The organism is Trichothermofontia sp. (genome assembly GCF_053493415.1).
This window is the reverse complement of record NZ_JBRCAD010000018.1, coordinates 1-6,659: the sequence shown is the minus strand read 5'-3', so window position 1 is coordinate 6,659 and position 6,659 is coordinate 1. Positions and strand designations below refer to the sequence as shown.

Below are 6,659 nucleotides of genomic sequence, written 5' to 3'. Positions count from 1 at the left end.
TGACAAGTTTCGCTATTTGCAACTAGAACTCAGCCGTCGCTGTTCGCTCGTCCATTGGAGCTACGATTTGCTTCCAGAAACGCTTGTATGACTCTCGCACCCTCAAGTGTAAAGTTTTATATCTGGATTCAACACTTCTGGCCTTATAGGAAATTGTCGTTTTATTCACAATTGTGTCATATCGCTTTTTGGGAATCTGTTTTTCCTCACACCACGATCGTGGAAAGATATGGTGAATATCAAGGGCAATTTCTTGAGCATCAAGCTCATTAATACTAGCTTTCCAGAAGAAATCTCGCGCTCCTTCTCGCAACACAAGTACATTGATGCCCTTATAAGCAGCACTGAGGCGAGAGGTTAAGCGATCGAGGCGATCGGGTTGAAATGAGGCATCTAAAACTGTGCGAGGGGTATGGGTATCATCTTCAAACCAACTTAGTAGTTCTTCAACGTCGTTTGCAACTCGTGTTTCAACAGATCCCCCATAGAGTTCTCCTAAGATACCACACCAGAACCACTGCGTCAGCTTGTCATAAATTCGCGGTTCAAGCCATCGTTCGCCCAATTCAGTCAAAACAGCCGCTAGGGGTAAAAGCTGAGTACGATAAGGTAATTCGCGAACATCATAGAATGACTGCTTGCGTAAAAATTTTGCAGTCTGTCGGAAGCCATATTCAATTTTATTTGCCCACTGCTGATAAGCATCGAGCGGTAATTCTAACACTGCGCTCCGTTTAGCACTTACCGGCGAAACTTGTTTACCTTGTTTACCTAAAATAATATCTGACCGACGCTTTTCTAACGTATAGAGTAAGGTAACTGCCTGTAGAAAATCTGTCGCTTCCACGCTTGAAAGCATTGCATCCTTAGCAAGGCGCTCTTTCCGAGATTCAACTGCTCTCAGCTTACTGCCAAACCAGTCATCCCGTAAGTTATAACCGTCTGCTGCATAACTAGCGGTAACTAATTCAAATACTGAAAGGGGAACTCCACCTGTATTAACTTTCTCAAAAACCAGGCAAACAGCTTCTTTTGAGGTTTCTTTTTTTAGTTCAATAATGGGTATTTGATAAGTGTTAAAAGCATCAATTACACGCTTTTGGAATTCTAAAAAAGTCGATAGATGCTGTCCATTGAATCGGGAAAGCGCTTGAAGCCAATCTGACCAAGATAGAATACAGTTGCAGGGGAAATAAAGCTGGTGACATTCTCGCTCGCGCGAGGAAAGATCAATATCTACCCGGCGGCCAAAGTCAGACTTTACCTGCCGACTGTCATCAACTGCTAGCAATGCATCTTCAAGGTGTTCTGGCCCTTCAAGGGCAGTTGGAATATGGAAGTAGTAATAGCGATTGATGGCTTTGCCCTTATCTGTGCGGGTTTTCACTGGGCCATTCAGGCAGAGTACTTGCGTGAGGGTTGTCAGTCGCTGTTGCCCATCAAGGATCAGCTTCGCGGCATCCGGTAAAGGTTCCGATAATGACACATTTTCAACTGGACGCATTTGAAACCGGACTGCTCCGCCTGTCTCTAGTAGCATAATTGCACCAACAGGGAAAGAACGCCCAATACTGACTAGCAAACTTTGGATGTGATTATCATCCCAAATCCAGCCGCGCTGAAAATCTGGAAGCTGAATCGTCCCAGAGACAACATCCCGCAGGATGTCAGGTAACAGGCGCTTGGTGCTATCGAAGGTAGTCATATTTTCCTGCTGAGGTGTAGTCGTTCAGTTAGACAAAGGCATGAAGAGATAGAAACTGCTGAGATCCCTCAGCTATATCTCTATGGCCCTATTTACTTCGTCTTCCCAGGTATAGCAGATGCTGGATCAGTACAACATATATCGCAATATCATAGCAATCCCTGAACCAAGCAATGGGCCGCTACGCCGAGGCCGAACCCCTCTACGTGCGATCGCTGCACCTTCGGGAGACGCAATTGGGGGCCGACCATCCCGACACCGCCAGCAGCCTCAATAACCTGGCGGGACTGTACCGAGCAATGGGCCGCTATGCCGAGGCCGAACCCCTCTACCAGCGATCGCTGGACATTAGTGAGACGCAATTGGGGGCCGACCATCCCGACACCGCCTCCAGCCTCAATCACCTGGCAGAACTGTACCGAGCGATGAGCTGCTATGCTGAGGCCGAACCCCTCCTCCTTCGTGCCCTAGCTATTTGGGAACAAACCCTCGGTTCTAACCATCCCAACACCCAAAACGCTCGTCAAACCCTCACTCGTTTGAGACCCTCATCCAGCCCCCCTACTCTTTGGCAATGGGTTCTGGTGTTAGTCCTTTCGCCTCTCCTGATTCTCTATGCCCTGATCCGTTGGCTATTTCACCAAATCAACTCCCTCTCGCTCAAAACGCAATCCCGGCATTAGCCATGAGAATCTACCTCGACACCAGCATCTACAACCGCCCCTTTGACGACCAAACCCAAGTTAAAATCTTCCTAGAAACCCAAGCCAGCATCAGCATCTTTCGGCTCATCGCCCAGAAAACGATTATCTTAGTCAACTCCCCCATCCTAGAGCGAGAAAACCAGCGTAACCCCTCCCCCATCCGCCAACAGTTTATGCAAAGCTACCTGGAGCAAGCCACCCTCTATCAACCCCTCACCCCGCTGATCATCGAACGGGCCAGACACCTCCAATCCCAGGGTCTCAAAAACTTCGATGCCCTCCACATCGCCGCCGCCGAAGCCGCCCAATGTTATGCCTTCCTAACCTGCGATCGGCGACTCATCAATCGCTGTAAAGATCTCATTCTAAAAGTCATGAATCCCGTTGATTATATCCTGGAGATTGAAGATGAAAACCCTGAATAATCAGCAAATTATAGAGGAAGTTTTTACCCTCCTCATGCACCAGTTAGAACCCTGGAAAGTTGCCCAATTTTGGGCCATTGGCCAATTCGGAGACGGCGATTACCTCAAAAGCAAATATGAACAACCAGATGCAGAAACCTTTGACGAATTAGTCCAGGACATGCTCACCTATCAAAATCAACATTCCTCCCCCCACCCTCGGTAATTGGGTGGCTCGTACCTCGTGGGGCAATTTCTTCAATCTCATGCAGCAAGCCAGCAGCCGAAGCCGCCACCCTCTCCCCCCATCCCCTCACCCAGGCCCGCTTGCGGGAATTGGCACCGTAAAGACACGCTATGCTAAACATAGCAGGAGGATCACCGCCATGACACTCAAAGAACAACTCATCCGCGAAATTGAACAGGCTCCAGAAAACCTTTTGGAAGAATTTCTAGACTTTATTCTATTTACCAAAGCCCGCCAACAACTACAAACTAATCCGCCTCCCTCCCCACCCACCACAGCCGATTGGGTCGATCCCCTCGCAAACTTTATTGGGTCTACCAATCACGGAACTTTGACAAGCGCGATCGATGCCACCCTCTATGAATAAGGTCCTCTTTGTTGATACATGGGGCTGGCTTACCCTCAACGATGCAGGCGAACGCAAACATCAGGTTGTTGCTCATTTGTACCGAACCTTAATCTCACAAAAGACCTTAATTTATACGACAACCTTTGTCCTAGATGAGACCTTTACCCTATTTTTCAAGCGTCTCCATTCCTCACAGGCGCGATCGGCTATGTTGCAACTATCTGCTGCCTTTCTCACAGATCAGTTTCACTTAATCCAAATTGAAGAAAAACGCTTCTCCCAAGCTCAGCAACTCCGCCTAAAATATCTCGATAAACCCCAAATCTCCTTCACCGACCTAACCTCAATGGTCGTCATGCAGGAATTTAGAATCGATCGTATCCTCACCGAAGATACCCACTTTACCCAAGTTGGTTTAGGCTTTGTTGGAAAGTAAAGCTGTAGAGCTTATTCACTCAGATGCCCTAATCTTTGAAGTCACCAGAAATCCCAATCCCAAGCGACGCAGCTTTCTCATGGCCGTCTTGCGATCGGCCTCTGTCTTTCAAGGTTTCAGTACTGCAACCACCCAGCGAGCAGAGCAAATAACATCAGAGTATAATATTAAAGGGTTAGATGCCTTGCATCTTGCTTGCGCCGAAGCAGCTACAGCCGATCACTTTATTACCTGTGACGACCAACTCATAAAACGTTATCATGGAAAATTAAGCATCCTAAACCCCGTCAATTTCATTATGCTTTTTACCCAAGAGGATGATCACAATGGAATCAACTAATGAACTCAAAGTTCCTGACCACAACGAAGTTGTCCAGGCTGGAATTCAAGCACTCATTGAAAAATTGGGTATTTCAAAAACTGCTATTTTTCTTAATGAAACTGCCTCTGAGAAAACTAATTATCTGCAATTAAAAGAGGAGCTTTTTGGTGGCCTAACGATTCAAGAAATTGTATCTTCTATGCCACTAGATAAATAAATATAGTCACTATCCAACTCCCCTCAGATATCTCTCCCGGCGAATACCCCACTCTGCTCATCCAGCAAAATCTATAACAGGCGATCGCAAGATCCTCCAGCCGGGGCCAGCCGCTACCCTCTCCCCCCATCCCACCACCCAGACCCGCTTGCGGGAACTACAATATAAATAAATCGCAAGAAAATGACCGCGATAACTAAGCGCCAAAAACTCTTTCTGAAAATTAACCCAGGTTAATTCTAACTATTAATGACGACAAATGAAATCAATGTCCCAAACAATTACCCAGAAATCCCTATACGAGTCCGACTTTTTGCTGTGGACCCAAGACACAGCAGCCAAGCTCAAAGCTAAGGATTTTGAGCATCTAGATTTGGCAAACCTGATCGAGGAGATCGAGGCTTTGGGGCGATCTGAAAAACAAGAACTTGAAAATAGGCTAGAAATCCTGTTGTCTCACTTACTTAAGCGTATCTATGTTGATATGCCCGACTATTTTAATGGCTGGGAAAACACCATTAGAGAGCAACGCCGCCGAATTTCTCTGAGGCTGAAAAAAACACCTAGCCTCAAAACCTATTGGGATGAGTCTTTTCAAGATGCGTGGTTTCTGGCGCTGGGTACTGCGAGGGATGAGTATACCCCAAAAGGATATCACTTCCCGGATACTTGGCCGTTCGAGAGTAGTATCGACCCAATGTTAAATGATAATTTCTGGGAATCGCGATCGTTGTCCTGAAATCTCAGCGATCGCTGCACCTTCGGGAGCCGCAATTGGGGGCCGACCATCCCCACACCGCCACCAGCCTCAATAACCTGGCAGGACTGTACGTGTCGATGGGCCGCTATGCCGAGGCCGACCCCCTCTACTTACGGGCAATAGCAATTTTGACCAATATCCTCCCCGAAAATCATCCTTATCACCTCTGGCAGACCATTGAGAAACATCTAGGCCAATTCAGAGGAGAGATGTTCAGTTGTTGTTGTCTGCGTTTCCATTGATCAATCCCTCGCTGGAATTCTTACATTGTACGGTGGGTTAATGGCTTGAATGATCAAAGCTTCCAGATCCGCAGATAAGCGCAGCCACTGGTCAAACCCAAGCGTATAAAAAATAAGCCTCACATCTGCCACTTACAATGTCTCAATAAATGCCCATAGCAATGCCTTGTGGCCATTACGGAAGCGATCGCGCAGTACTCTCGTCTTGCCGATATAAAGAGTACCTTGGATACGATGACGAACCGCATACAGTCCAGCAGTCATGGGTAACTCTCGAAACTCCTTAGATAGAGCAATACACTCCTCAAAAGGGATTGACGCAAGATAATAGAGAATTGCTTCTGCGTCTTGCTGAGTAGAATTCGTCATTGCCCAAACAGCCTGTTCATTTTCCCATCCTACCCCACTTTTCCCTCGCTACTAGCCTCAACAATCTGGCGTTACTCTATGAGCGGAACTATCCCGGCTTAACCCAGGCAGACATCCAAGCCTGTCTTAGCTATGCCAGCGAAACCCTCAAAGCCGAAAAAGTTTAAATTATTTCGGCCTAACCCATGCGTTTCCTCGCTAACGAAAACTTCCCCCCACTGGATGCCATCGAAGCCCTACGCTCAATCTCATGGCGGCACTGGCTACGGGCTTGGCAGGTGCCTTTGCGATCGCGCGTAAGGATGTTTCTGACACACTGCCAGGTGTGGCCATTGCGATATCGTTGGTGCCCCCCCTGGCAAATGTGGGGATTCTGCTGGCGCTGGGTGAACCTGGTCTCGCCTCCGGTAGCCTGCTGCTCTTCGTAACCAACTACGTGTCCATCCTCCTCACTGGCGCACTGGTTTTTACCGTGATGGGGTTCCGGCAGGCCGCTTTGTCGCCGTTCGACACGCGGGCACAGCGCCGAGCCGTGGCGATCGCCTTCGCAGCCTTTTTGATCATCGGGATGCCCCTCTCAGCGGCCAGTTATCAACTGATCATGACCAACATGATCGCCGCGCGTACCTACGCCCTTAGCCAAGAATGGCTCGACGGGTCCGGCTACCGGGTCCTGTCGGTCGATGCCGAAACGGCGGACGGAACGGTGAACCTCCTCCTCTTGGGCGATGGCGACCTGCCGCCGCTGAGCCAGCTTGAAGATCGCACCCGTGGCCTCCTGACTGGCCGAACCATCCGCGTGAAGGTTGTTGAATCACAAACCCTTTATATCGGCACGTAGTAGCTCGAAAAGTAAAGCCGGCAACGTTGGTAGTGCTGGCTTTAGCCGGCAACGACTAAAGCC

13 protein-coding genes are annotated in these 6,659 nt (G+C 48.5%); 11 read left to right on the top strand and 2 right to left on the bottom strand.

Annotated elements, in window-relative coordinates:
• Positions 1 to 22: 22 nt before the first annotated feature.
• Positions 23 to 1,705, bottom strand: coding sequence for a GmrSD restriction endonuclease domain-containing protein (locus tag ACWIUF_RS01975; protein WP_448570495.1), 1,683 nt, complete (start codon positions 1,703 to 1,705; stop codon positions 23 to 25).
• A gap of 173 nt (positions 1,706 to 1,878) precedes the next feature.
• Here ACWIUF_RS01975 and ACWIUF_RS01970 point away from each other — a divergent pair, with 173 nt between their 5' ends.
• From ACWIUF_RS01970 to ACWIUF_RS01930, 9 genes are all read left to right on the top strand, one after another.
• A complete protein-coding gene (locus tag ACWIUF_RS01970) occupies positions 1,879 to 2,388 on the top strand; it encodes a tetratricopeptide repeat protein (RefSeq protein ID WP_448570494.1) in 510 nt (169 codons plus the stop codon).
• A gap of 2 nt (positions 2,389 to 2,390) precedes the next feature.
• Positions 2,391 to 2,834, top strand: coding sequence for a PIN domain-containing protein (locus tag ACWIUF_RS01965; RefSeq protein WP_448570493.1), 444 nt, complete (start codon positions 2,391 to 2,393; stop codon positions 2,832 to 2,834).
• A complete protein-coding gene (locus ACWIUF_RS01960) occupies positions 2,818 to 3,039 on the top strand; it encodes a hypothetical protein (protein ID WP_448570492.1) in 222 nt (73 codons plus the stop codon). The genes ACWIUF_RS01965 and ACWIUF_RS01960 overlap by 17 nt, the downstream gene beginning before the upstream one ends.
• Before the next feature lie 160 nt (positions 3,040 to 3,199).
• Positions 3,200 to 3,427, top strand: a complete 228-nt coding sequence (locus ACWIUF_RS01955; RefSeq protein ID WP_448570491.1) for a hypothetical protein — start codon at positions 3,200 to 3,202, stop codon at positions 3,425 to 3,427.
• Complete coding sequence (locus ACWIUF_RS01950; protein WP_448570490.1) at positions 3,420 to 3,845, top strand: type II toxin-antitoxin system VapC family toxin; 426 nt, start codon at positions 3,420 to 3,422, stop codon at positions 3,843 to 3,845. The genes ACWIUF_RS01955 and ACWIUF_RS01950 overlap by 8 nt, the downstream gene beginning before the upstream one ends.
• Positions 3,832 to 4,185 carry a PIN domain-containing protein gene (locus tag ACWIUF_RS01945; protein ID WP_448570489.1) on the top strand — a complete coding sequence of 118 codons (354 nt, stop codon included), beginning with the start codon at positions 3,832 to 3,834 and terminating at the stop codon, positions 4,183 to 4,185. Before ACWIUF_RS01950 ends, ACWIUF_RS01945 begins: the two co-directional genes overlap by 14 nt.
• Positions 4,172 to 4,384 carry a hypothetical protein gene (locus ACWIUF_RS01940; protein WP_448570488.1) on the top strand — a complete coding sequence of 71 codons (213 nt, stop codon included), beginning with the start codon at positions 4,172 to 4,174 and terminating at the stop codon, positions 4,382 to 4,384. The genes ACWIUF_RS01945 and ACWIUF_RS01940 overlap by 14 nt, the downstream gene beginning before the upstream one ends.
• A gap of 268 nt (positions 4,385 to 4,652) precedes the next feature.
• A complete protein-coding gene (locus ACWIUF_RS01935; protein WP_448570487.1) occupies positions 4,653 to 5,123 on the top strand; it encodes a DUF29 domain-containing protein in 471 nt (156 codons plus the stop codon).
• Positions 5,099 to 5,386, top strand: coding sequence for a tetratricopeptide repeat protein (locus ACWIUF_RS01930; protein WP_448570496.1), 288 nt, complete (start codon positions 5,099 to 5,101; stop codon positions 5,384 to 5,386). Before ACWIUF_RS01935 ends, ACWIUF_RS01930 begins: the two co-directional genes overlap by 25 nt.
• 132 nt (positions 5,387 to 5,518) lie before the next feature.
• Here the strand turns inward: ACWIUF_RS01930 and ACWIUF_RS01925 are convergent, their stop codons facing one another.
• A complete protein-coding gene (locus ACWIUF_RS01925; protein ID WP_448570486.1) occupies positions 5,519 to 5,755 on the bottom strand; it encodes a GIY-YIG nuclease family protein in 237 nt (78 codons plus the stop codon).
• Between ACWIUF_RS01925 and ACWIUF_RS01920 the strand changes: the two genes are divergently transcribed.
• Positions 5,755 to 5,922: a hypothetical protein gene (locus tag ACWIUF_RS01920; protein WP_448570485.1), complete on the top strand. Its 168-nt coding sequence runs from the start codon at positions 5,755 to 5,757 to the stop codon at positions 5,920 to 5,922. The genes ACWIUF_RS01925 and ACWIUF_RS01920 overlap by 1 nt on opposite strands.
• An 83-nt stretch (positions 5,923 to 6,005) precedes the next feature.
• Positions 6,006 to 6,596 carry a DUF389 domain-containing protein gene (locus ACWIUF_RS01915; protein ID WP_448570484.1) on the top strand — a complete coding sequence of 197 codons (591 nt, stop codon included), beginning with the start codon at positions 6,006 to 6,008 and terminating at the stop codon, positions 6,594 to 6,596.
• Positions 6,597 to 6,659 lie beyond the last annotated feature (63 nt).

Coding starts and splice junctions, on each gene's coding strand:
- ACWIUF_RS01975 (WP_448570495.1), bottom strand. CDS start 1,705: ATGACTACCTTCGATAGCACCAAGCGCCTGTTACCTGACATCCTGCGG.
- ACWIUF_RS01915 (WP_448570484.1), top strand. CDS start 6,006: ATGGCGGCACTGGCTACGGGCTTGGCAGGTGCCTTTGCGATCGCGCGT.
- ACWIUF_RS01960 (WP_448570492.1), top strand. CDS start 2,818: ATGAAAACCCTGAATAATCAGCAAATTATAGAGGAAGTTTTTACCCTC.
- ACWIUF_RS01970 (WP_448570494.1), top strand. CDS start 1,879: ATGGGCCGCTACGCCGAGGCCGAACCCCTCTACGTGCGATCGCTGCAC.
- ACWIUF_RS01950 (WP_448570490.1), top strand. CDS start 3,420: ATGAATAAGGTCCTCTTTGTTGATACATGGGGCTGGCTTACCCTCAAC.
- ACWIUF_RS01940 (WP_448570488.1), top strand. CDS start 4,172: ATGGAATCAACTAATGAACTCAAAGTTCCTGACCACAACGAAGTTGTC.
- ACWIUF_RS01925 (WP_448570486.1), bottom strand. CDS start 5,755: ATGACGAATTCTACTCAGCAAGACGCAGAAGCAATTCTCTATTATCTT.
- ACWIUF_RS01935 (WP_448570487.1), top strand. CDS start 4,653: ATGTCCCAAACAATTACCCAGAAATCCCTATACGAGTCCGACTTTTTG.
- ACWIUF_RS01955 (WP_448570491.1), top strand. CDS start 3,200: ATGACACTCAAAGAACAACTCATCCGCGAAATTGAACAGGCTCCAGAA.
- ACWIUF_RS01965 (WP_448570493.1), top strand. CDS start 2,391: ATGAGAATCTACCTCGACACCAGCATCTACAACCGCCCCTTTGACGAC.